This window comes from Simiduia curdlanivorans (assembly GCF_030409605.1).
Classification (GTDB): domain Bacteria; phylum Pseudomonadota; class Gammaproteobacteria; order Pseudomonadales; family Cellvibrionaceae; genus Simiduia; species Simiduia curdlanivorans.
Map to the genome: position 1 here is coordinate 1 of NZ_JAUFQG010000002.1, position 23,629 is coordinate 23,629.

Consider the following 23,629-nt stretch of genomic DNA (forward strand, 5'->3'; position numbering starts at 1 on the left):
GGCCACCATTCAAAGTGCTTTGGGCGTGCAATTTCGCATTACTGGTTTAGACAATGTGGCGGAGGCGTCAGAACTTGCCCTGCTATTGCGCTCCGGTGCTTTGGCCGCGCCTATGTACTTTGTTGAAGAGCGTACCATCGGCCCATCACTGGGTGCCGAAAATATTCGCTTGGGTGTGACCTCTGTTCAAATCGCCTTCGCCGTTGTACTAATTTTTATGGTGCTTTACTACAAGGTGTTTGGTTTGGCAGCCAATATCGCGCTGGCGGCCAACGTGGTGCTTTTGGCGGCGTGTATGTCGCTGTTAAGCGCCACCTTAACCCTGCCCGGTATTGCCGGTATCGTGTTGACGGTGGGTATGGCGGTGGATGCTAACGTGCTTATTTTCTCCCGAATAAAGGAGGAAATAGCCAACGGCCTGCCGACCCAGTCGGCCATTAATGCCGGTTATGAACGGGCGTTTACCACCATTCTCGATGCCAACGTCACCACCTTGATTGTTGCAGTGATTCTTTATGCGATTGGAACCGGCCCCGTTAAAGGCTTTGCGGTAACGCTGAGCTTGGTATTTTAACCTCCATGTTTACGGCCATTATGGTGTCACGTTTAGTGATCAATACCATTTATGGCGGCCGTAGCGTGAAGAAAGTGTGGATTTGAGGGCGCGACCATGAGCATTGCAAATAAAACAATTAATTTTATGGGTAGCCGCATTATCGCTACCGTTTTTTTCCGCCTTACTTCTGATTGGCTCTATTGGTTCGCTGGCGGTTAACGGTTTGCAGTTCGGTTTAGATTTTACCGGCGGTATGCAAATTGAAGTGCGCTACGAACACAAGGCCGACCTAGAGCAGATTCGCACCACCTTAACCGACGCCAATTACAGCAATGTAATTGTGGTGAATTTTGGCTCCGATGAAGATGTGCTGATTCGCATGCAGCAGGACTTTACCGAGAGTTTAGGTAATGAAGTTGTTGCGCAATTGAAGTCTCAAGAGAGTGGCAACATCGAATTGCGCCGGGTTGAGTTTGTCGGCCCGCAGGTGGGTGAAGAATTACGCGATAGCGGTGGCATTGGTATGCTATTTGCGCTCGTCGTGGTCATGGCCTATGTGGCGCTGCGCTTCCAGTGGAAGTTTGCGGTGGCGGCAGTGGCGGCCTTGGTGCACGACGTGATCATTACCTTGGGCTTTTTCTCGCTGTTTAAGATAGGTTTTGATCTATCGGTGTTGGCGGCGGTGTTGGCCGTGGTGGGTTACTCGTTAAACGATACTATTGTGGTGTTTGACCGGGTGCGGGAAAACTTCCCTGTGTTGCGTAAGACGGAATCGCTGGAAGTGGTTAACGTGTCGCTGACGCAAACCTTAGACCGTACATTAATGACCTCCGGTACAACCTTAATCGTACTGATTGTGTTGTACATGTATGGCGGTGAGTTATTGCAAGGTTTCTCTGCGGCATTGTTGGTGGGTATTGTGATTGGTACTTACTCATCCATCTATGTGGCGTCGAATTTGCTGTTGAGTTTGCATATCGTCAAAGAGGATTTAATGCCACCGGTGAAGGAAGGGGCAGAGATAGACGATCTCCCTTAACGGTATTTAAATGGCGGCTTCGGCCGCCATTTTTGTATTTGGTGTACTATGCCATATCTGAATTGTGCCAGCGCGGATTGCGATTATGAGCGACAGTGAAAGCCCGAGAGAAACGCTAGGCTATTTATCCCTGAGTTTTGCGGATTTGACTAAGGCCTCCCCGGAAGAGATGCGCGCGCAACTGGAGCGTTATAACCGTATTTTTCATGGTAGCGGTTGTGGCTTTTGGGAGTGGAACCTAGATACCAATCAGCTCTATTGGGAAGGGCGCTTCTGGGATGGCTTAGGTTACGATGCTGAGGTTCGAAGCAGCATGACCAGTGCATCGGATATGTTTAATTTTGTTCATCCAGACGACGTGGCAGTAATTGAAGCTGCGGTGCAAAGCCATGTCATCCACGGTGCGCCTTACAGTGCTGAATACCGTATCCGAAAAGCGGACGGCGATTATGCCTGGACTCAAACGCGGGGCTCCTCGCGCCGCGCCGCCGATGGCAAGGTGCATTTTTTATCCGGTGTAAACGTCGACATTACCGAGCTCAAGGAAACGGCCGCTCGCCTGACCGAGAGCGAGGCGCGCCACGAGCGTATTATTGAAGCGTCTAATGATGGTATTTGGGAGTGGAATCGCGAAGATAAAACCCTCGACTTTTCCAATCGCTGTTGGCAGCAGCTGGGTTACGAAGAGCACGATGAAGTGTTAACCCGCGGGCGCAATCGCCTGCAGCTGTGGTATGAACTCATGCACCCGGAGGACGTGTCGCGCTTTAAAGACACCTTAGCGACGCACATCAGTCAGGGCGTGCCCTTTGATATCGAATATCGCATGAAGGCCGTGGACGGCCGCTATCGTTGGATTAAAGGCAGAGGCTCTGCATCGTTAAATGCCGCCGGCGAAGTGGTGAGTATGGCCGGCAGTAATATGGACATTACTCTGATCAAGGAGGCCGAAGAGCGCGTGATGCAAGCCAAGGAGGCGGCTGAGCGAGCCAATCGCGCTAAATCGGAATTCTTGTCCAGTATGAGCCACGAGCTGCGCACGCCGCTAAATGCCATCATGGGCTTCGCCCAGCTATTTGATTACGACAATAATTTAACCAGTGAGCAGCAAGAAAATGTGCGCGAAATTCGCAAAGCCGGCAGCCATTTACTGCAGCTGATTAACGACGTGTTGGATTTGGCTAAAATTGAATCGGGCAAGCTCACCTTGTCTTTGGAGCCGGTGTTGCCAGCGCGCGTAGTGCGCGAGTGCGTGCAGTTGGTGCAGTCTTTGGCCGACAGTCGCGCCATTAAAATGAGCGTCGATTTCCGCAAATGGTCGGGCACCTATATTCATGCCGATAGTGTTCGGCTAAAGCAAGTTTTGCTCAACCTGATGAGCAATGCGATTAAATATAATCGCATGGGTGGTTCGGTTGAGGTGGTGTTTTATATGTCTGATGAAGAAAACGTGCGCATCGGCGTGCGCGATTCGGGCTATGGCATTCCCGAGGTGAAGCGCAAGGAGATGTACCAGCCGTTTAACCGGCTGGGCGCGGAGGGCGGAAAGATCGAAGGCAGCGGGGTCGGCTTGGTTATCACTCGGCGCTTAATGGAAATGATGGGCGGCACCATTGATTTCGAGAGCCGCGTTGGCCACGGCACAACCTTCTGGCTCACCTTTAAAAAATCCACCCAGCAAGATGCGGTGCCCTTCAATGTTACCAACACGCCATTGGCGCGCGCCGAGCTGAATATTTCCAAGCCCCATCGGGTGTTATATATCGAAGATAACCCATCCAATATTCGCGTTATTCGCCAGTTTTGCCAGCGCTTTGATTTGCTGCAATTGGAAGTCGCCGAAGAGGCCTTTTTCGGTTTGTATAAAGCGCGGACTTTTTTGCCCGACTTTATTATTCTGGATATTAATTTGCCGGGCATGGACGGCTACGAAGTGCTGGAGGTGTTAAAGGCCGATCCGCAATTGGCCGATATTCCGGTTATTGCGCTGTCTGCCAATGCCATGAGTTTTGATATCGAGCGAGGCAGGAAGGCCGGCTTTTTTGAATACCTGACCAAACCCGTGGATATAAACGCACTGATCTTAACGCTCAATCGCCTGGTCCGTTAAGCGCTTGATAGCCTCACCCTAGAGCGCAAAGAAGAAACATAAAAAACATAAAAAAGGGATGCATCTGCATCCCTTTTTTATGTCGCTGCTTTATTTGCCAATGTGGCCCATGTGGTTGCCGACAATTTGCAGCAGCGGCTTAAACACTTTTGGCCCGCCGCACACAACATTGCCGGTATCCATGTAGCTGTTGCCGCCTTTGAAGTCGGAGATTAGGCCACCGGCTTCTTTTATTAGCAGCACACCTGCGGCGATATCCCACTCATTTAAATTCATTTCCCAGAAGCCGTCGTAGCGACCAGCGGCAACGTAGGCGAGATCTAGCGAGGCGGCGCCTGGGCGGCGGATGCCCGCGGTTTGGCCGGCAATTTCTTTTACCGCAGCGAGGTAGGGGTCTATGTGCTCGAGCGCCCAGCCATTAAAAGGTATGCCGGTTCCGATCAAACCGCCTTCTAGGCCGCGACGTGAAGATACCCGAATGCGACGGCCATTGAGCATGGCGCCTTTGCCTTTACTGGCAGTGAATTCTTCGCGCTTCATGGGATCGTAAACCAGAGCGTGCTCTAAAACGCCTTTGCGTTTGCAGGCAATGGAAATAGCGAAATGGGGGATGCCGTTGATGAAGTTGGTGGTGCCGTCGAGCGGGTCGATAACCCATTCGTAATCGCTGTCGCCGCTCTTGCCGATGCTGAGGCCAGACTCTTCGCCGCGCATATTGTGATCTGGGTAGGCTTTGCGCAGGTGGTAGATCACCTCTTTCTCTGCTGCCCTGTCGACTTCGGTGACAAAGTCATTTTGGCCTTTGGTTTCAATAGCGACAAATTCTACACGCTCTAGCGCGCGTTCAATCAGTTCTCCAGCCTTGCGCGCAGCGCGCAGAGCAATGGTCAGCATGGGTTCCATGGGGACTCCGACAGGGCAGTTGAATTGTGAGGTCTGCTCATACCTATTTAATAGTCGCTGCTGAATGTCATTTATGTACTCAGCAAGGCAGAGGGTGCGAAGTGTAGTTACCTACATGAGCGGCCGAACAACGAAGCTGAGTGCATAAATGGCCTCAGCCCTACGGGTTGTGGCAGAAAAGTCGCCACTTATCGTTGCTCGTCGTTCATTTGGAGTGACCAAACATCACTCCTTGCGCCTAAATTGGCTACTTTTCCGTCACAACATCGACCATCAAATAGGTATGAGCAGGCCTAAGAGCGCAGTTACCGCTGTGTAGCGCCGGTGTTGGCGGCTACGGGATAATTGGGGGCGCGGATTATAACAGCACACTCGCTCCTTAGCATAGGGGCTGGGCGTTAAATAGCCACTATTTGGGTGGGCGCTGGCGTGGGCTTTTGCTACAATGCGCGCCATTTTTGCGCCCGTGGGTAATCACATGCCAGACAAGACAGAAGATTGGTTTCAGCAGGTCAGAATCGTACTGGTTAATACCAAGGCCTCTGGCAACATTGGCGGTGCCGCGCGGGCGATGAAAAATATGGGCCTAAGTAACCTGTGGCTAGTGGAGCCGCGCGAATATCCGTCGGCCGAGGCGACCTGGCGCGCCTCTAATGCCACCGACGTATTGGATGGTGCGCAAGTGGTGGCCACCTTGGCCGAGGCCATTGGCGACTGTGGCTTAGTGATAGGTACCAGCGCGCGCGGGCGCAGTATTCCCTGGCCGATAAAAACGCCGCGCGAGGCCGCCGGTCAAGTGGCAGCCGAGGCGCGCCAGCACAAGGTGGCTATCGTGTTTGGCCGCGAGGATCGCGGTTTGACCAACGAGGAGCTGCAGGCTTGTAATCTTCACCTGCACATTCCGGCCAATGAAGACTATAGCTCGCTCAATCTCGCCACTGCCGTGCAGGTCATCTGCTACGAGTTGCGCATGATGATGTTGGAGCAGCGCGATGGCAAAGCGCCGCATTTTGACGACTGGGATCAGCCGCCGGCCAACAGCAACGAGCTAGAGCATTACTATACCCACCTGCAAGAAACCCTGGAGCGGCTGGATTTCATCACCCACGACAACCCGCGCCAGACCATGACACGCCTGCGCCGGCTCTTTAACAGAGCGCGCTTGGACCAGATGGAGCTCAATATCCTGCGCGGCATTCTCACCGCCACCCAGAACTACATTTATCACACCGATCGCAAGGTGGCGGCGCTAAAGGCGGGCGGAGAGGGCGATGGGCCGGAAAAGCACTAATACCTGAGTGCTTTAGTAGGTTAAATACTTGACTAGATTAGTGGGGTATTTATAATGCTCCCATCGCCTGTGAGGCATAACTGTCTGATGGAACACGCTTATGAGACTGACAACTAAAGGTCGTTATGCGGTGACAGCCATGTTGGATTTGGCCATGCACATGCAACAAGGCCCCACGAGCCTAGCCGATATATCCAAGCGCCAGGAAATCTCGCTGTCTTATTTAGAGCAACTTTTCTCTAAATTGCGTCAATCTGAGTTGGTTACCAGTGTTAGGGGCCCAGGCGGTGGTTACCGCTTGAGCCGCGACGCCGATGATATTTTTGTCGCGCAAATTATCGACGCGGTTAATGAGTCTATCGATGCCACCAACTGCGGCGGCAGTGGCAATTGCCAGAACGGCAAAGTCTGCCTCACTCACAATTTGTGGAGTGATCTGAGTATGCAAATTCACCAATTTTTGAACTCTATTAGCCTGTCGGCCTTGATGCAGCGCCACGATGTGCGCGCCGTCTGCACCCGGCAGGATGCTGAGAACGAGGCCCAATCATTGGTTTTATCGGAGCTTGCGCCCCAGTGAAGTTGCCGGTCTATTTAGATTACGCCGCCACCACCCCCGTCGACCCGCGCGTGGCCGATGCTATGGCGCGCTGTTTAACCATGGACGGCATGTTTGCCAACCCGGCCTCGCGTTCGCACATCTACGGTTGGCAAGCCGAGGAGCAGGTTGAGTTGGCGCGGCGCCAAGTGGCTGAGCTATTAAGGGCCGACCCGCGCGAAGTGGTGTGGACCAGCGGCGCGACTGAATCGAACAATTTAGCGCTAAAGGGTGTGTTCGAAGCGCTGAATTTTCAAGGTCATTTAATCACCACGGCGGTTGAGCACAAGGCGGTGATTGACCCGGCCAAATGGTTAGAGGCGCGCGGTGTCGCCGTCACTTACCTGATGCCCGGCACAGATGGCCGCATCAGTGTCGAGCAGGTGCAGGCGGCGCTGCGCCCCGATACGCGGTTGGTGAGCGTTATGCACATTAATAACGAAACCGGCGTGGTCAACCCCGTGGCTGAAGTGGGCGCCCTTTGTCGCGCGGCCAATGTGCTGATGCATGTCGATGCCGCCCAATCGGCGGGCAAAATAGCCTTGGATGTGAGTGCTTTGCAGGTTGATTTGCTGAGCTTATCGGCACACAAATTTTATGGCCCCAAGGGCGTGGGAGCGCTTTATGTGCGCCGCGCTATTGCGCAGCAAGTTAAGCCGCAAATCCACGGCGGCGGTCACGAGCGCGGTTTGCGCTCTGGTACCTTGGCCACCCATCAGCTGGTGGGTATTGGCGAAGCGGCGCGATTGTGTGTCGAACAGCAGCAAGTTGATGCCGAGCGCACGGCGCGTTTGCGCGATCAGTTGTGGCAGGGTATTTCGACCTTGCCGGCCATTGCTCGCAATGGCTCAACCGAATGGCTGAGCCCGATTCACTTGAATGTTAATTTCGGCGCATTGGATGGTGAAACCCTGTTGTTGAGCTTGCGCGATATCGCGGTGTCTTCGGGCTCCGCTTGCACCTCCGCCAGTATGGAGCCGTCCTACGTATTGAAGGCCATGGGCTTGTCCGATGCACAGGCGCACAGTTCGGTGCGCATTTCCCTCGGGCGATTTACCACGGCTGAGGACGTGCAGCGCGCCGTGGCACATATCGTCGATGTTGTGGGCGCATTGCAGCCGGTGCACGGCTAATGGCTGGCATTGATCGACAAATTTTATTTCATGCGCAAGCTATTCCTTGCGCAACACTTGGCATGTAGAAGGTCCGTATGACTGAGCAAATAGACAAGGCACTGAAGCGCGAGTATGAAGCCGGTTTCGTGTCGGCGATCGAATCGGAAACTTTTGCCCCGGGTTTGGATGAAGACGTTATTCATCGTATCTCGGCCATGAAGGGCGAGCCCGAGTGGATGCTCGAGTGGCGGCTTAAAGCCTTCCGCAGCTGGCAAGAGATGGAAGAGCCCGAGTGGGCGCATGTGGTTTACGACAAAATAAACTACCAAGCCATTTCCTATTACTCGGCACCGAAAAGCATGAAGGACAGGCCTAAGTCTCTGGACGAGGTCGACCCCGAGCTGTTGCGCACCTATGAAAAGTTAGGCATTCCGCTGCTCGAGCAACAGATGTTGGCTGGTGTTGCGGTAGATGCCGTATTCGACTCGGTTTCTGTGGTCACCACCTTTCGCGAGAAGCTGGCCGAAGCCGGTGTGATTTTCTGCCCCATCTCTGAAGCCGTGCAAAGTCACCCGGAGCTGGTAAAAAAATATTTAGGCAGTGTGGTGCCGCCCAAAGATAATTATTTCGCTGCGCTAAATTGCGCCGTGTTTACCGATGGCTCCTTTGTTTACATTCCCAAAGGCACACGCTGCCCGATGGAGTTGTCGACTTACTTCCGCATTAACGAACAGAACACCGGTCAATTTGAGCGCACGCTTATCATCGCCGATGAGGGTAGCCATGTGAGCTACTTAGAGGGCTGTACCGCACCGCAGCGCGACGAAAACCAACTGCATGCGGCGGTGGTTGAATTGGTGGCGATGGACGATGCGGAAATAAAATACTCTACCGTGCAAAACTGGTATCCCGGTGACGAAAACGGCAAGGGCGGTATTTATAACTTTGTGACTAAGCGCGGCATCTGCCACGATCGCGCCAAAATCAGTTGGACCCAGGTGGAAACCGGTTCGGCGGTGACGTGGAAATACCCTAGCTGTATTTTGAAAGGCGATGACAGTATTGGCGAGTTTTATTCCGTTGCCTTAACACGCGGCAAGCAGCAGGCCGATACCGGCACGAAAATGATTCACCTCGGTAAAAATACCCGCTCTACCATTATTTCCAAGGGTATTTCCGCCGGCCGCAGTAATAATAGTTACCGCGGTCTGGTGCGCATGAACCCCGGTGCCCACGGCGCGCGCAATTTTACTCAGTGTGATTCCTTACTCATCGGCGATAAGTGCGGTGCACACACCTTTCCCTACGTAGAGAGCCGCAACCCGTCCGCCATTGTCGAGCACGAAGCGACAACCTCTAAGGTCAGCGATGACCAGATGTTTTTGTGTCAACAGCGCGGCTTGGATGCAGAGAAGGCGGTCTCCATGATCGTCAATGGTTTCTGTAAGGAAGTGTTTAAAGAACTGCCCATGGAGTTTGCCGTTGAAGCGGGCAAGCTGTTAGAAATTAGCCTCGAAGGCTCAGTGGGTTAAGTCGGATTTCAGGAAAATATTATGCTCTCGATTAAAAATTTACATGCGCGCGTTGAAGATAAAACCATTCTTAAGGGTCTGGAACTAGAGATAAAACCCGGCGAGGTGCACGCGATCATGGGCCCTAACGGCGCTGGCAAGAGCACCCTGGGTTACGTGCTTTCGGGCCGCCCCGGTTACGAAGTGGAGCAGGGCAGTGCCGAGCTAAATGGCCAGAACTTATTCGATATGGAAACCGAAGAGCGGGCCCGTGCCGGTGTGTTTTTGGCGTTTCAATACCCGGTGGAAATTCCCGGTGTTAGCAACCTCGAATTTTTAAAAGCCTCTGTGGATGCAGCGCGTAAAGCGCGCGACGAGGCGCCACTGAGCTCGGCCGAGTTTTTGAAATTGGCGCGCGTGGCCTGTAAGCAAGTGAATCTGCCGGTTGAGTTTTTAAAGCGCGGCGTTAACGAGGGTTTCTCCGGCGGCGAGAAAAAGCGCAACGAAATCATGCAGATGATTTTGCTAGAGCCGACCTTATGTATTCTCGATGAAACAGATTCTGGCTTAGATATCGATGCCCTTAAAGTAGTTGCCGAAGGCGTCAATAGCCAGCGCAGTGAAAAGCGCAGTTTTATCGTGGTTACCCACTACCAGCGCCTGCTCGATTACATCAAGCCTGATTATGTTCATGTTTTGTCGGACGGCAAAATTGTCAAAAGCGGCGGCCCAGAATTGGCGCAAGAGCTGGAGGCGCAAGGTTACAGCTGGCTTGCAAAAGATCCCGTTGCCGAGGTGAATGCCTAATGAATGCTTGGCTTGAAACCACATTGGCCGGCATAACACCGCAGGATTGGTTGGCGCCCAAGCGTCAAGCGTCTCTCGCCACCTTACGGCAAGCGCGCTGGCCCAATCGCAAAGTTGAGGCTTGGAAATACACGCCAGTTCGCGCCTTGGAAAAGTCACATTTTAGCCAAGTGAGCGCCGATGCGGTTGACGCTTTGCCGGTGATCGAAGGCTTGGATAGCATCGATATCTTGCTGCAAGACGGTAAGCCAGTGCTGCCCGCCACGCTGCCTGCCGGTGTCAGTATTACCTTGTTATCCCAGCCATCGGTGATGGGGCAACAGCTTTTTTGCGGCATCAAACCCGAGCGCCATGTGTTTGGTTTGCTCAACGATGTGCTAGCCAATGATGGCCTAGTGATTGATATAGCACCGGATTGTCAGGTCGAGCGACCGCTGCGTATTATTTATCGGGTGACCGAAAATGCTCAGGCCCATGGCCGTGTTTTGGTGCGTGTTGGCGCGCGCTCGAAGGTTAGCGTGATCGAGCAAGCCGAGGGTTCGGGCGCTAGTTTTAGCACCCACTTTGCCGAGTATCAGATTGAGGCGGCAGCCGCGCTCGAGCACTATCGGTTTGCCTTGCAAACGGGCAGCGCATTGAACGTGGGCGGTTGTCATTTTTCCCTCGCCGATAAAAGCGCGCTAAATTCTACCTTGGTGGGCTTTGGTGGCGAGCTGGCGCGTTTGGATGTGGATGTTATCCACGCCGGCGAGTTTGCGCAGGCGAAAATGAATGCCATTTACTTACTAGACGGCAGCGAACTGTTCGATTTACACACCACCATTGAACACGCCAAGCCCAACGGTACCACCGAAGAAAACGTGCGTGGCATTGTCGCAGACAAGGCCAAAGCGGTTTTTAACGGTCGCATTCATATTCATCGCGACGCGCAAAAAACCTTAGCGGAATTAAACAATCGAAATTTATTATTGTCTGACGGTGCGGAAATTAATACCAAGCCCGAGCTTGAAATCTACGCTGACGATGTGCGCTGCGCCCATGGTGCAACAGTGGCCGAGATCGATAGGCAGGCTTTGTACTATTTGCAGACCCGTGGCATCAGCCGGGCGCAAGCGCAGGTGATGTTGAGTTTCGGTTTTATCAATGAGCTGGTCGACGACATGCCGAATGAGGCCTTGGCCAATTGGTTGCGGCCGCAATTGCGCGATCGCTTTGCGCGGATGGACGTGAAATGAGTTTCGATGTTGAAGGTGTTCGCGCCCAGTTTCCTATTTTAAAGCGGGAAATAGATGGCAACCCACTGGTGTATTTAGATAACGCGGCAACCACGCAAAAGCCGCAGTGTGTTATCGATACGCTGGTGGAGTACTATTCTAATTACAACAGCAATGTGCACCGCGGCGCGCACCGCCTTGCCGATGAAGCGACGACGCGCTACGAGGCGGCGCGCGATTGTGTGGCTGGTTTTATTAACGCGCGCGCGCGTCAGGAAGTGATTTGGACCAGCGGCACCACCGAGGCGATTAATATTGTCGCCCACGGCCTTGCCAAGCAATTGCAGCCGGGCGATGAGGTAGTGGTCACCGAGATGGAGCACCACGCCAATATTGTTACTTGGCAGCAGGCCTGTTTAAGCAGCGGTGCCGCCTTAAAAGTGGCGCCTATTTTTGACAGCGGCGAGTTAGACCAAACGGCATTCGAGCAGTTGCTCACTAATAAGACCCGCTTGGTGGCTTTTCCCCATGTGTCGAATTCATTGGGCACTGTGAACCCTATTGTGGCCATGACCGCAAAAGCAAAGTCTGTTGGCGCGCTGGTGTTGATCGATGGCGCGCAGGGTATCGCTCACGGCGGTGTTGATGTGCAGGCTATCGGCTGTGATTTTTACATAAAAATCACAGCCGATAGCCTGCACATCAACACCGCCGTGAGCGATACCCTGCGCGCCATCGATCAACACCAGCGCGCCAACAGACTTTGCTTTTGCGGTCATGGCCACAATAGGGTTCACAGTGCCCAATGAATTCGACACATGGGGAAAAGCCACCAAGCGGGTCTTATTAGTGAGCAACTGCTCGAATGCCGTTTGGTCTAACTCGCCGCTGTCAAAAATAGGCGCCACTTTTAAGGCGGCACCGCTGCTTAAACAGGCCTGCTGCCAAGTAACAATATTGGCGTGGTGCTCCATCTCGGTGACCACTACCTCATCGCCCGGCTGCAATTGCTTGGCAAGGCCGTGGGCGACAATATTAATCGCCTCGGTGGTGCCGCTGGTCCAAATCACTTCCTGACGCGCGCGCGCGTTAATAAAACCAGCCACACAATCGCGCGCCGCCTCGTAGCGCGTCGTCGCTTCATCGGCAAGGCGGTGCGCGCCGCGGTGCACATTGCTGTTGTAATTAGAATAGTACTCCACCAGCGTATCGATAACACACTGCGGCTTTTGCGTGGTTGCCGCGTTATCTAAATACACCAGTGGGTTGCCATCTATTTCCCGCTTTAAAATAGGAAACTGGGCGCGAACACCTTCAACATCGAAACTCATTTCACGTCCATCCGCGCAAAGCGATCGCGCAATTGCGGCCGCAACCAATTGGCCAAGGCCTCATTCGGCATGTCGTCGACCAGCTCATTGATAAAACCGAAACTCAACATCACCTGCGCTTGCGCCCGGCTGATGCCACGGGTCTGCAAATAGTACAAAGCCTGCCTATCGATCTCGGCCACTGTTGCACCATGGGCGCAGCGCACATCGTCAGCGTAGATTTCAAGCTCGGGCTTGGTATTAATTTCCGCACCGTCAGACAATAATAAATTTCGATTGTTTAATTCCGCTAAGGTTTTTTGCGCGTCGCGATGAATATGAATGCGACCGTTAAAAACCGCTTTGGCCTTGTCTGCGACAATGCCACGCACGTTTTCTTCGGTGGTACCGTTGGGCTTGGCGTGTTCAATGGTGGTGTGTAAATCGAACAGTTCGCTGCCGTCTAGTAAGTAAATGGCATTCATTTTCGCCTGCGCAAACTCGCCGGCGTGGATAACATCCACATCCAAACGCGCCAGCTCGCCACCAAAGCCCACCAAGGTAGAATTTAGCGCGCTTTTATCGGCGAGGGAAAAATGACAACCGCCCACGTTCAATGCGCTGCCCGTTTGCAAGGCAAACCGATAGTGCTCGAGCGCGGCTGCCGCCTCAATCTGATACTCGGCAAAGTGGGTGCTAAAACTAGCGCCCGAACCCTCGGCTTGCTCGATCACGCTAACCTTCGAGCGCGCGCCAACACGCACCAAAACACGGCCATGGGCCTGAGCATTTTCGGTCACCCGATAAATAATACGCAGCGGTCGCTCGACCTGACAATCCGGTGCTATATCAATCACTAGGCCATCATTGGCTAGCACATCGTTGAGCAAACCAAACACATGGCGCTCGGGTTTGATGCCGCAAAAAAGCTGTTGCCCCATCACCGATGGCTGGGATAACAAGGTAATACTGACACCGGCAGGCAGCGTGGCGGGCAGCACTGGCTTACCGTCTTGCAGCAAGATATCGATGCTATCCAAGCCTTCGATCACCGGCAAAGCGTCAACCGCATCGGCGCTCACTTGGCTAAAATGTGACTTTTCCAAGGCGCGAACTGGCGTGTATTTCCAAGCCTCAACTTTGCGATTGGGCCAGCGCGCTTGCCGTAAGGTGGCGAGAGACGCTTGACGCTTGGGCGCCAACCAATCCTGCGGTGTTATGCCGGCCAATGTGGTTTCAAGCCAAGCATTCATTAGGCATTCACCTCGGCAACGGGATCTTTTGCAAGCCAGCTGTAACCTTGCGCCTCCAGCTCTTGCGCCAATTCTGGGCCGCCGCTTTTGACAATTTTGCCGTCCGACAAAACATGAACATAATCAGGCTTGATGTAATCGAGCAGGCGCTGGTAGTGGGTAACCACGATAAAACTGCGCTTTTCACTGCGCTGGCTATTGACGCCTTCGGCAACTACTTTAAGGGCATCGATATCTAAGCCAGAATCTGTTTCATCGAGAATACATAAGGTCGGCTCTAGCAAAATCATCTGCATGATTTCGTTGCGCTTTTTCTCGCCGCCGGAGAAACCCTCGTTAACGCCGCGCTTTAAAAACTCAACCGGCAGATTCACTTGCTTACAGGCCACGCGCGCCAATTTCAAAAACTCGGCCGAGCTCAGTGGCGCCTCGTCGCGCGCTTTACGCGCTGCATCCACAGAGGCTTTTAAAAATTCGAGGTTGCTAACACCGGGAATTTCCACCGGGTATTGAAACGCCAAAAACACACCGGCACGGGCCCGCTCTTCGGTTTCCATATCGAATAAGTTCTGGCCATTTAGCTCGGCACTGCCCTGCTCCACTTCGTAACCGGGGCGGCCCGAAAGCACGTAACCCAGGGTGCTCTTGCCAGCGCCGTTAGGGCCCATGATCGCGTGCACCTCGCCGGGTTTTATCTCTAGTTCCAGACCCTTAAGAATGGTTTTATCTTCAACGCGCGCATGTAAATTTTTAATCGAGAGCATAATATTTTCCTGAAATCCGACTTAACCCACTGAGCCTTCGAGGCTAATTTCTAACAGCTTGCCCGCTTCAACGGCAAACTCCATGGGCAGTTCTTTAAACACTTCCTTACAGAAACCATTGACGATCATGGAGACCGCCTTCTCTGCATCCAAGCCGCGCTGTTGACACAAAAACATCTGGTCATCGCTGACCTTAGAGGTTGTCGCTTCGTGCTCGACAATGGCGGACGGGTTGCGGCTCTCTACGTAGGGAAAGGTGTGTGCACCGCACTTATCGCCGATGAGTAAGGAATCACACTGAGTAAAATTGCGCGCGCCGTGGGCACCGGGGTTCATGCGCACCAGACCGCGGTAACTATTATTACTGCGGCCGGCGGAAATACCCTTGGAAATAATGGTAGAGCGGGTATTTTTACCGAGGTGAATCATTTTCGTGCCGGTATCGGCCTGCTGCTTGCCGCGTGTTAAGGCAACGGAATAAAACTCGCCAATACTGTCATCGCCTTTCAAAATACAGCTAGGGTATTTCCACGTCACCGCCGAACCGGTTTCCACCTGGGTCCAACTGATTTTGGCGCGATCGTGGCAGATGCCGCGCTTAGTCACAAAGTTATAAATACCGCCCTTGCCGTTTTCGTCACCGGGATACCAGTTTTGCACGGTAGAGTATTTTATTTCCGCATCGTCCATCGCCACCAATTCAACCACCGCCGCATGCAGTTGGTTTTCGTCGCGCTGCGGTGCGGTACAGCCCTCTAAGTAGCTCACATGGCTACCCTCATCGGCGATGATAAGCGTGCGCTCAAATTGACCGGTGTTCTGTTCGTTAATGCGGAAGTAAGTCGACAACTCCATCGGGCAGCGTGTGCCTTTGGGAATGTAAACAAAGGAGCCATCGGTAAACACGGCGCAATTTAGCGCAGCGAAATAATTATCTTTGGGCGGCACCACACTGCCTAAATATTTTTTTACCAGCTCCGGGTGACTTTGCACGGCTTCAGAGATGGGGCAGAAAATCACACCGGCTTCGGCCAGCTTCTCGCGAAAGGTGGTGACCACAGAAACCGAGTCGAATACGGCATCTACCGCAACACCAGCCAACATCTGTTGCTCGAGCAGCGGAATGCCTAACTTTTCATAGGTGCGCAACAGCTCGGGGTCGACCTCGTCCAGAGACTTAGGCCTGTCCTTCATGCTTTTCGGTGCCGAGTAATAGGAAATGGCTTGGTAGTTTATTTTGTCGTAAACCACATGCGCCCACTCGGGCTCTTCCATCTCTTGCCAGCTGCGGAAGGCTTTAAGCCGCCACTCGAGCATCCACTCGGGCTCGCCCTTCATGGCCGAGATACGATGAATAACGTCTTCATCCAAACCCGGGGCAAAAGTTTCCGATTCGATCGCCGACACGAAACCGGCTTCATACTCGCGCTTCAGTGCCTTGTCTATTTGCTCAGTCATACGGACCTTCTACATGCCAAGTGTTGCGCAAGGAATAGCTTGCGCATGAAATAAAATTTGTCGATCAATGCCAGCCATTAGCCGTGCACCGGCTGCAATGCGCCCACAACATCGACGATATGTGCCACGGCGCGCTGCACGTCCTCAGCCGTGGTAAATCGCCCGAGGGAAATGCGCACCGAACTGTGCGCCTGTGCATCGGACAAGCCCATGGCCTTCAATACGTAGGACGGCTCCATACTGGCGGAGGTGCAAGCGGAGCCCGAAGACACCGCGATATCGCGCAAGCTCAACAACAGGGTTTCACCATCCAATGCGCCGAAATTAACATTCAAGTGAATCGGGCTCAGCCATTCGGTTGAGCCATTGCGAGCAATGGCCGGCAAGGTCGAAATACCCTGCCACAACTGATCGCGCAAACGCGCCGTGCGCTCGGCATCAACTTGCTGCTGTTCGACACACAATCGCGCCGCTTCGCCAATACCCACCAGCTGATGGGTGGCCAAGGTACCAGAGCGCAAACCGCGCTCGTGACCGCCGCCGTGGATTTGCGGCTTAACTTGCTGCGCAATAGCGCGGCGCACATAAAGCGCTCCCACGCCCTTGGGGCCATAAAATTTGTGTGCCGATAAGCTCAGCAAATCAACCTGCAAAGCACTCACATCCAAGGCTATTTTGCCCGCCGATTGGGCGGCATCGACATGCATCAGCACATTGGCCGCGCGACAAAGGGCGCCCACTTCAGCCACGGGGTTGACCACGCCGGTTTCGTTATTAATGTGCATAACGCTCACCAACCGCGTATCGGGGCGCAGCGCCGCCTGCACCTGCTCGACACTGATGCGGCCATCTGTGCCGGGCATCAGGTAAGTGACGGCGACACCGCGCGCCTCTAACCATTTGGCCGGGTCAATCACCGCCTTGTGCTCAACCGCCGTGGTGATTAAATGACCTTGAAAATTCAGCGCTTCGAACACACCCTTTAGCGCTAAATTGTTCGATTCAGTCGCGCCGCTGGTCCACACCACTTCGCGCGGGTCGGCCCTTAATAGCTCAGCCACTTGGCGCCGCGCCAACTCAACCTGCTCCTCGGCTTGCCAACCGTAGATGTGCGAACGCGAGGCCGGGTTGGCAAACATGCCGTCCATGGTTAAACAGCGCGCCATAGCATCGGCCACGCGCGGGTCGACGGGGGTGGTGGCGGCGTAATCTAAATAGACCGGCAACTTCACTGGGGCGCAAGCTCCGATAAAACCAATGATTGGGCCTCGTTCTCAGCATCCTGCCGGGTGCAGACGGCGCGCACATCGTGGCGCTGCATCAAGGCCGACAGGCTAATAGAGTTCAAAAATTGGTGAATTTGCATACTCAGATCACTCCACAAATTGTGAGTGAGGCAGACTTTGCCGTTCTGGCAATTGCCACTGCCGCCGCAGTTGGTGGCATCGATAGACTCATTAACCGCGTCGATAATTTGCGCGACAAAAATATCATCGGCGTCGCGGCTCAAGCGGTAACCACCGCCTGGGCCCCTAACACTGGTAACCAACTCAGATTGACGCAATTTAGAGAAAAGTTGCTCTAAATAAGACAGCGAGATTTCCTGGCGCTTGGATATATCGGCTAGGCTCGTGGGGCCTTGTTGCATGTGCATGGCCAAATCCAACATGGCTGTCACCGCATAACGACCTTTAGTTGTCAGTCTCATAAGCGTGTTCCATCAGACAGTTATGCCTCACAGGCGATGGGAGCATTATAAATACCCCACTAATCTAGTCAAGTATTTAACCTACTAAAGCACTCAGGTATTAGTGCTTTTCCGGCCCATCGCCCTCTCCGCCCGCCTTTAGCGCCGCCACCTTGCGATCGGTGTGATAAATGTAGTTCTGGGTGGCGGTGAGAATGCCGCGCAGGATATTGAGCTCCATCTGGTCCAAGCGCGCTCTGTTAAAGAGCCGGCGCAGGCGTGTCATGGTCTGGCGCGGGTTGTCGTGGGTGATGAAATCCAGCCGCTCCAGGGTTTCTTGCAGGTGGGTATAGTAATGCTCTAGCTCGTTGCTGTTGGCCGGCGGCTGATCCCAGTCGTCAAAATGCGGCGCTTTGCCATCGCGCTGCTCCAACATCATCATGCGCAACTCGTAGCAGATGACCTGCACGGCAGTGGCGAGATTGAGCGAGCTATAGTCTTCATTGGCCGGAATGTGCAGGTGAAGATTACAAGCCTGCAGCTCCTCGTTGGTCAAACCGCGATCCTCGCGGCCAAACACGATAGCCACCTTGTGCTGGCGCGCCTCGGCTGCCACTTGACCGGCGGCCTCGCGCGGCGTTTTTATCGGCCAGGGAATACTGCGCCCGCGCGCGCTGGTACCTATCACTAAGCCACAGTCGCCAATGGCCTCGGCCAAGGTGGCCACCACTTGCGCACCATCCAATACGTCGGTGGCATTAGAGGCGCGCCAGGTCGCCTCGGCCGACGGATATTCGCGCGGCTCCACTAGCCACAGGTTACTTAGGCCCATATTTTTCATCGCCCGCGCGGCACCGCCAATGTTGCCAGAGGCCTTGGTATTAACCAGTACGATTCTGACCTGCTGAAACCAATCTTCTGTCTTGTCTGGCATGTGATTACCCACGGGCGCAAAAATGGCGCGCATTGTAGCAAAAGCCCACGCCAGCGCCCACCCAAATAGTGGCTATTTAACGCCCAGCCCCTATGCTAAGGAGCGAGTGTGCTGTTATAATCCGCGCCCCCAATTATCCCGTAGCCGCCAACACCGGCGCTACACAGCGGTAACTGCGCTCTTAGGCCTGCTCATACCTATTTGATGGTCGATGTTGTGACGGAAAAGTAGCCAATTTAGGCGCAAGGAGTGATGTTTGGTCACTCCAAATGAACGACGAGCAACGATAAGTGGCGACTTTTCTGCCACAACCCGTAGGGCTGAGGCCATTTATGCACTCAGCTTCGTTGTTCGGCCGCTCATGTAGGTAACTACACTTCGCACCCTCTGCCTTGCTGAGTACATAAATGACATTCAGCAGCGACTATTAAATAGGTATGAGCAGACCTCACAATTCAACTGCCCTGTCGGAGTCCCCATGGAACCCATGCTGACCATTGCTCTGCGCGCTGCGCGCAAGGCTGGAGAACTGATTGAACGCGCGCTAGAGCGTGTAGAATTTGTCGCTATTGAAACCAAAGGCCAAAATGACTTTGTCACCGAAGTCGACAGGGCAGCAGAGAAAGAGGTGATCTACCACCTGCGCAAAGCCTACCCAGATCACAATATGCGCGGCGAAGAGTCTGGCCTCAGCATCGGCAAGAGCGGCGACAGCGATTACGAATGGGTTATCGACCCGCTCGACGGCACCACCAACTTCATCAACGGCATCCCCCATTTCGCTATTTCCATTGCCTGCAAACGCAAAGGCGTTTTAGAGCACGCTCTGGTTTACGATCCCATGAAGCGCGAAGAATTCACTGCCAGTAAAGGCAAAGGCGCCATGCTCAATGGCCGTCGCATTCGGGTATCTTCACGTCGCGGCCTAGAAGGCGGTTTGATCGGAACCGGCATACCTTTTAATGGCTGGGCGCTCGAGCACATAGACCCCTACCTCGCTGCGGTAAAAGAAATTGCCGGCCAAACCGCGGGCATCCGCCGCCCAGGCGCCGCCTCGCTAGATCTCGCCTACGTTGCCGCTGGTCGCTACGACGGCTTCTGGGAAATGAATTTAAATGAGTGGGATATCGCCGCAGGTGTGCTGCTAATAAAAGAAGCCGGTGGCCTAATCTCCGACTTCAAAGGCGGCAACAGCTACATGGATACCGGCAATGTTGTGTGCGGCGGGCCAAAAGTGTTTAAGCCGCTGCTGCAAATTGTCGGCAACCACATGGGCCACATTGGCAAATAAAGCAGCGACATAAAAAAGGGATGCAGATGCATCCCTTTTTTATGTTTTTTATGTTTCTTCTTTGCGCTCTAGGGTGAGGCTATCAAGCGCTTAACGGACCAGGCGATTGAGCGTTAAGATCAGTGCGTTTATATCCACGGGTTTGGTCAGGTATTCAAAAAAGCCGGCCTTCCTGCCTCGCTCGATATCAAAACTCATGGCATTGGCAGACAGCGCAATAACCGGAATATCGGCCAATTGCGGATCGGCCTTTAACACCTCCAGCACTTCGTAGCCGTCCATGCCCGGCAAATTAATATCCAGAATAATAAAGTCGGGCAAAAAAGTCCGCGCTTTATACAAACCGAAAAAGGCCTCTTCGGCGACTTCCAATTGCAGCAAATCAAAGCGCTGGCAAAACTGGCGAATAACGCGAATATTGGATGGGTTATCTTCGATATATAACACCCGATGGGGCTTGGAAATATTCAGCTCGGCGCGCGCCAATGGCGTGTTGGTAACATTGAAGGGCACCGCATCTTGCTGGGTGGATTTTTTAAAGGTGAGCCAGAAGGTTGTGCCGTGGCCAACGCGGCTCTCGAAATCAATGGTGCCGCCCATCATTTCCATTAAGCGCCGAGTGATAACCAAGCCGACCCCGCTGCCTTCGATCTTTCCGCCCTCCGCGCCCAGCCGGTTAAACGGCTGGTACATCTCCTTGCGCTTCACCTCGGGAATGCCATAGCCCGAATCGCGCACGCCGATGCGCACGTTTTCTTCATCAGACATATAAAACACCACCTCAACCGAACCACCCATGCGATTATATTTAATCGCATTGCTCATCAGGTTGAGCAAAACTTGCTTTAGCCGAACACTATCGGCATGAATATAGGTGCCCGACCATTTGCGGAAATCGACGCTCATTTTAATGGCGCGACTGTCGGCCAAAGACTGCACCAACTGCACGCACTCGCGCACTACGCGCGCTGGCAACACCGGCTCCAAAGACAAGGTGAGCTTGCCCGATTCAATTTTAGCCAAATCCAACACGTCGTTAATCAGCTGCAGTAAATGGCTGCCGGCTTTGCGAATTTCGCGCACATTTTCTTGCTGCTCACTGGTTAAATTATTGTCGTAATCAAATAGCTGGGCGAAGCCCATGATGGCATTTAGCGGCGTGCGCAGCTCGTGGCTCATACTGGACAAGAATTCCGATTTAGCGCGATTGGCTCGCTCAGCCGCCTCCTTGGCTTGCATCACGCGCTCTTCGGCCTCCTTGATCAGAGTAATGTCCATATTACTGCCGGCCATACTCACCACTTCGCCGGCGGCATTTAACGATGCAGAGCCTCTGCCTTTAATCCAACGATAGCGGCCGTCCACGGCCTTCATGCGATATTCGATATCAAAGGGCACGCCCTGACTGATGTGCGTCGCTAAGGTGTCTTTAAAGCGCGACACGTCCTCCGGGTGCATGAGTTCATACCACAGCTGCAGGCGATTGCGCCCGCGGGTTAACACTTCATCGTGCTCTTCGTAACCCAGCTGCTGCCAACAGCGATTGGAAAAGTCGAGGGTTTTATCTTCGCGATTCCACTCCCAAATACCATCATTAGACGCTTCAATAATACGCTCGTGGCGCGCCTCGCTCTCGGTCAGGCGAGCGGCCGTTTCCTTGAGCTCGGTAATGTCGACGTTTACACCGGATAAAAAATGCACCTTGCCATCGGCGGCGCGGCGCGAGGAGCCCCGCGTTTGAGTCCAGGCATAATCGCCGTCCGCTTTTCGGATACGGTATTCAGCACTGTAAGGCGCACCGTGGATGACATGGCTTTGCACCGCAGCTTCAATTACTGCCACGTCGTCTGGATGAACAAAATTAAACATATCCGATGCACTGGTCATGCTGCTTCGAACCTCAGCATCGTAACCTAAGCCATCCCAGAAGCGCCCTTCCCAATAGAGCTGATTGGTATCTAGGTTCCACTCCCAAAAGCCACAACCGCTACCATGAAAAATACGGTTATAACGCTCCAGTTGCGCGCGCATCTCTTCCGGGGAGGCCTTAGTCAAATCCGCAAAACTCAGGGATAAATAGCCTAGCGTTTCTCTCGGGCTTTCACTGTCGCTCATAATCGCAATCCGCGCTGGCACAATTCAGATATGGCATAGTACACCAAATACAAAAATGGCGGCCGAAGCCGCCATTTAAATACCGTTAAGGGAGATCGTCTATCTCTGCCCCTTCCTTCACCGGTGGCATTAAATCCTCTTTGACGATATGCAAACTCAACAGCAAATTCGACGCCACATAGATGGATGAGTAAGTACCAATCACAATACCCACCAACAATGCCGCAGAGAAACCTTGCAATAACTCACCGCCATACATGTACAACACAATCAGTACGATTAAGGTTGTACCGGAGGTCATTAATGTACGGTCTAAGGTTTGCGTCAGCGACACGTTAACCACTTCCAGCGATTCCGTCTTACGCAACACAGGGAAGTTTTCCCGCACCCGGTCAAACACCACAATAGTATCGTTTAACGAGTAACCCACCACGGCCAACACCGCCGCCAACACCGATAGATCAAAACCTATCTTAAACAGCGAGAAAAAGCCCAAGGTAATGATCACGTCGTGCACCAAGGCCGCCACTGCCGCCACCGCAAACTTCCACTGGAAGCGCAGCGCCACATAGGCCATGACCACGACGAGCGCAAATAGCATACCAATGCCACCGCTATCGCGTAATTCTTCACCCACCTGCGGGCCGACAAACTCAACCCGGCGCAATTCGATGTTGCCACTCTCTTGAGACTTCAATTGCGCAACAACTTCATTACCTAAACTCTCGGTAAAGTCCTGCTGCATGCGAATCAGCACATCTTCATCGGAGCCAAATTCACCACAATTACATTGCTGTAATTGGCGTCGGTTAAGGTGGTGCGAATCTGCTCTAGGTCGGCCTTGTGTTCGTAGCGCACTTCAATTTGCATACCGCCGGTAAAATCTAAACCGAACTGCAAACCGTTAACCGCCAGCGAACCAATAGAGCCAATCAGAAGTAAGGCGGAAAAAACGGTAGCGATAATGCGGCTACCCATAAAATTAATTGTTTTATTTGCAATGCTCATGGTCGCGCCCTCAAATCCACACTTTCTTCACGCTACGGCCGCCATAAATGGTATTGATCACTAAACGTGACACCATAATGGCCGTAAACATGGAGGTTAAAATACCCAAGCTCAGCGTTACCGCAAAGCCTTTAACGGGGCCGGTTCCAATCGCATAAAGAATCACTGCAACAATCAAGGTGGTGACGTTGGCATCGAGAATGGTGGTAAACGCCCGTTCATAACCGGCATTAATGGCCGACTGGGTCGGCAGGCCGTTGGCTATTTCCTCCTTTATTCGGGAGAAAATAAGCACGTTAGCATCCACCGCCATACCCACCGTCAACACGATACCGGCAATACCGGGCAGGGTTAAGGTGGCGCTTAACAGCGACATACACGCCGCCAAAAGCACCACGTTGGCCGCCAGCGCGATATTGGCTGCCAAACCAAACACCTTGTAGTAAAGCACCATAAAAATTAGTACAACGGCGAAGGCGATTTGAACAGAGGTCACACCCAAGCGAATATTTTCGGCACCCAGTGATGGGCCGATGGTACGCTCTTCAACAAAGTACATAGGCGCGGCCAAAGCACCGGAGCGCAATAGCAGGGCAAGTTCTGACGCCTCCGCCACATTGTCTAAACCAGTAATGCGAAATTGCACGCCCAAAGCACTTTGAATG

18 protein-coding genes and 4 pseudogenes are annotated in these 23,629 nt (G+C 53.3%); 11 read left to right on the forward strand and 11 right to left on the reverse strand.

From position 1 onward, the window contains the following. From secD (QWY82_RS00035) to QWY82_RS00045, 3 genes and pseudogenes are all read left to right on the forward strand, one after another. Positions 1-660: pseudogene (gene secD / locus QWY82_RS00035) on the forward strand (protein translocase subunit SecD); the annotation flags it as partial. 10 nt (positions 661-670) lie between these two features. Next, a pseudogene (secF, locus tag QWY82_RS00040) lies at positions 671-1,595 on the forward strand (protein translocase subunit SecF). A gap of 85 nt (positions 1,596-1,680) precedes the next feature. Continuing rightward, positions 1,681-3,705, forward strand: a complete 2,025-nt coding sequence (locus QWY82_RS00045) for a PAS domain-containing protein (RefSeq protein ID WP_290259068.1) — start codon at positions 1,681-1,683, stop codon at positions 3,703-3,705. A gap of 90 nt (positions 3,706-3,795) precedes the next feature. On the opposite strand, the gene QWY82_RS00050 is transcribed toward QWY82_RS00045, so the two are convergent. After that, positions 3,796-4,608 carry an inositol monophosphatase family protein gene (locus QWY82_RS00050; protein WP_290259069.1) on the reverse strand — a complete coding sequence of 271 codons (813 nt, stop codon included), beginning with the start codon at positions 4,606-4,608 and terminating at the stop codon, positions 3,796-3,798. Positions 4,609-5,086: 478 nt separating this feature from the next. Here QWY82_RS00050 and trmJ (QWY82_RS00055) point away from each other — a divergent pair, with 478 nt between their 5' ends. The 7 genes from trmJ (QWY82_RS00055) (at position 5,087) to QWY82_RS00085 (ending at position 11,953) form a co-directional block, all read left to right on the forward strand. Next, complete coding sequence (trmJ, locus tag QWY82_RS00055) at positions 5,087-5,899, forward strand: tRNA (cytosine(32)/uridine(32)-2'-O)-methyltransferase TrmJ (RefSeq protein WP_290259071.1); 813 nt, start codon at positions 5,087-5,089, stop codon at positions 5,897-5,899. A 100-nt stretch (positions 5,900-5,999) separates the two neighbouring features. After that, entirely contained in the window at positions 6,000-6,479 is a 480-nt protein-coding gene (gene iscR / locus QWY82_RS00060; protein ID WP_290259072.1) for a Fe-S cluster assembly transcriptional regulator IscR, read from the forward strand. Further along, positions 6,476-7,630 (forward strand): aminotransferase class V-fold PLP-dependent enzyme, encoded by a 1,155-nt coding sequence (locus tag QWY82_RS00065; RefSeq protein WP_290259073.1) that lies wholly within the window; start codon positions 6,476-6,478, stop codon positions 7,628-7,630. Before iscR (QWY82_RS00060) ends, QWY82_RS00065 begins: the two co-directional genes overlap by 4 nt. 77 nt (positions 7,631-7,707) lie before the next feature. Then, positions 7,708-9,144: a Fe-S cluster assembly protein SufB gene (gene sufB / locus QWY82_RS00070; protein WP_290259074.1), complete on the forward strand. Its 1,437-nt coding sequence runs from the start codon at positions 7,708-7,710 to the stop codon at positions 9,142-9,144. Between the two features lie 21 nt (positions 9,145-9,165). Next, positions 9,166-9,930, forward strand: coding sequence for a Fe-S cluster assembly ATPase SufC (gene sufC / locus QWY82_RS00075; protein WP_290259075.1), 765 nt, complete (start codon positions 9,166-9,168; stop codon positions 9,928-9,930). Beyond that, the gene (sufD, locus tag QWY82_RS00080) at positions 9,930-11,165 is read left to right on the forward strand and encodes a Fe-S cluster assembly protein SufD (protein WP_290259076.1); all 1,236 of its coding nucleotides are present in this window, start codon (positions 9,930-9,932) and stop codon (positions 11,163-11,165) included. Before sufC (QWY82_RS00075) ends, sufD (QWY82_RS00080) begins: the two co-directional genes overlap by 1 nt. Further along, the gene (locus QWY82_RS00085) at positions 11,162-11,953 is read left to right on the forward strand and encodes an aminotransferase class V-fold PLP-dependent enzyme (protein ID WP_290259077.1); all 792 of its coding nucleotides are present in this window, start codon (positions 11,162-11,164) and stop codon (positions 11,951-11,953) included. Before sufD (QWY82_RS00080) ends, QWY82_RS00085 begins: the two co-directional genes overlap by 4 nt. Here the strand turns inward: QWY82_RS00085 and QWY82_RS00090 are convergent. The 7 genes and pseudogenes from QWY82_RS00090 to trmJ (QWY82_RS00120) all read right to left on the reverse strand — a co-directional run. Continuing rightward, positions 11,876-12,475 (reverse strand): annotated as a pseudogene (locus QWY82_RS00090) (aminotransferase class V-fold PLP-dependent enzyme); the annotation flags it as partial. The gene QWY82_RS00085 and the pseudogene QWY82_RS00090 overlap by 78 nt on opposite strands. After that, entirely contained in the window at positions 12,472-13,707 is a 1,236-nt protein-coding gene (gene sufD / locus QWY82_RS00095) for a Fe-S cluster assembly protein SufD (RefSeq protein ID WP_290259076.1), read from the reverse strand. The gene sufD (QWY82_RS00095) and the pseudogene QWY82_RS00090, both read right to left, overlap by 4 nt. Then, positions 13,707-14,471 carry a Fe-S cluster assembly ATPase SufC gene (sufC, locus tag QWY82_RS00100; RefSeq protein ID WP_290259075.1) on the reverse strand — a complete coding sequence of 255 codons (765 nt, stop codon included), beginning with the start codon at positions 14,469-14,471 and terminating at the stop codon, positions 13,707-13,709. The genes sufD (QWY82_RS00095) and sufC (QWY82_RS00100) overlap by 1 nt, the downstream gene beginning before the upstream one ends. Before the next feature lie 21 nt (positions 14,472-14,492). After that, positions 14,493-15,929 (reverse strand): Fe-S cluster assembly protein SufB, encoded by a 1,437-nt coding sequence (sufB, locus tag QWY82_RS00105; RefSeq protein ID WP_290259074.1) that lies wholly within the window; start codon positions 15,927-15,929, stop codon positions 14,493-14,495. Between the two features lie 77 nt (positions 15,930-16,006). Further along, the gene (locus QWY82_RS00110; RefSeq protein WP_290259073.1) at positions 16,007-17,161 is read right to left on the reverse strand and encodes an aminotransferase class V-fold PLP-dependent enzyme; all 1,155 of its coding nucleotides are present in this window, start codon (positions 17,159-17,161) and stop codon (positions 16,007-16,009) included. Continuing rightward, a complete protein-coding gene (iscR, locus tag QWY82_RS00115; protein WP_290259072.1) occupies positions 17,158-17,637 on the reverse strand; it encodes a Fe-S cluster assembly transcriptional regulator IscR in 480 nt (159 codons plus the stop codon). The genes QWY82_RS00110 and iscR (QWY82_RS00115) overlap by 4 nt, the downstream gene beginning before the upstream one ends. A 100-nt stretch (positions 17,638-17,737) precedes the next feature. After that, a complete protein-coding gene (gene trmJ, locus QWY82_RS00120; RefSeq protein ID WP_290259071.1) occupies positions 17,738-18,550 on the reverse strand; it encodes a tRNA (cytosine(32)/uridine(32)-2'-O)-methyltransferase TrmJ in 813 nt (270 codons plus the stop codon). 478 nt (positions 18,551-19,028) lie between these two features. On the opposite strand from trmJ (QWY82_RS00120), the gene QWY82_RS00125 reads away from it, so the two are divergent. Further along, complete coding sequence (locus tag QWY82_RS00125) at positions 19,029-19,841, forward strand: inositol monophosphatase family protein (protein ID WP_290259069.1); 813 nt, start codon at positions 19,029-19,031, stop codon at positions 19,839-19,841. 90 nt (positions 19,842-19,931) lie between these two features. Here QWY82_RS00125 and QWY82_RS00130 read toward each other — a convergent pair whose 3' ends face one another. The 3 genes and pseudogenes from QWY82_RS00130 to secD (QWY82_RS00140) form a co-directional block, all read right to left on the reverse strand. Further along, positions 19,932-21,956 carry a PAS domain-containing protein gene (locus QWY82_RS00130; RefSeq protein WP_290259068.1) on the reverse strand — a complete coding sequence of 675 codons (2,025 nt, stop codon included), beginning with the start codon at positions 21,954-21,956 and terminating at the stop codon, positions 19,932-19,934. 85 nt (positions 21,957-22,041) lie between these two features. Then, positions 22,042-22,964, reverse strand: a pseudogene (secF, locus tag QWY82_RS00135) (protein translocase subunit SecF). Positions 22,965-22,974: 10 nt separating this feature from the next. Next, on the reverse strand, positions 22,975-23,629 hold a 655-nt coding region (gene secD / locus QWY82_RS00140; protein ID WP_290259078.1), incomplete at its 5' end, for a protein translocase subunit SecD.